Annotated in this window: 1 protein-coding gene; it reads left to right on the top strand. The window is 59.7% G+C overall.

Annotation, left to right across the window (positions count from 1 at the left end):
- The coding region (locus tag ACFQEU_RS16915) for an RNA-guided endonuclease TnpB family protein (RefSeq protein WP_379784034.1) at nt 1-836 on the top strand (836 nt) is incomplete at both ends.

Consider the following 836-nt stretch of genomic DNA (forward strand, 5'->3'; position numbering starts at 1 on the left):
GCAAGACGTACAACGCGAAGGAGTTGGACGACGGCCACCCGATACGGCTCACGAACCAAGCCGCGAAGTTCGACCACTCCGACGAGCGCGACTACGCGTTCACGTGGTGGGTTCCGCGTCCCGGTCGGGGAACGAACTTCTGGATACCGCTCCAAATCAATCCTGAACAGGAAGACCTCTGGCACGACCTCGTATCGGAGGGCGCGAAGGCGGGCGAAATACGGCTTCAACAGCACCGGAAGAACTGGGTACTGCACGTCACCGTCGAGTACCCGGTTGAAGAACCAGCGACAAACGGTGACGCCACGCACATCGGTTTAGACATCGGAGAAACCGCCCTTATCACGGGCTGTGCCCTCAAGGATGGTTCTCCGACTGACCCGTTCGTGTGTAGCGGGAGCAGAGCGAAGCATCTCCGCAAAGAGATGCACACGACCCTGAAACGACTCCAAGAGCGTGACGCATCCGAGTGGCGTATCGAAGACCGTTTCTCGCACTACCAGAACGCGCTCACCGACATCGTGGAGAAAGCGTCTCGGCAAGCCGTCGAGTACGCAAAGCAGTACGAGAATCCCGTGTTGGTGATGGAGGACTTGACGTACATCCGTGAGCGTCTCGACTACGGGAAGTACATGAACCGTCGGCTTCACTCGTGGGCGTTCGCCCGACTGCAAGAGCGCATCGAGGACAAGGCGACGGAAGCAGGCATCCCGGTCGAGTACGTGAATCCGGCGTACACCTCGCAGACGTGTCACTCGTGCCACCGTATCGGTCGGCGGGACTCGCAGGCCGAGTTCCGATGTCCGAACGACGACTGCCACGTTTCGACGTTTCAG

It is taken from the genome of Halorubrum tibetense, assembly GCF_042661865.1.
GTDB classification, from domain to species: Archaea; Halobacteriota; Halobacteria; order Halobacteriales; family Haloferacaceae; genus Halorubrum; species Halorubrum tibetense.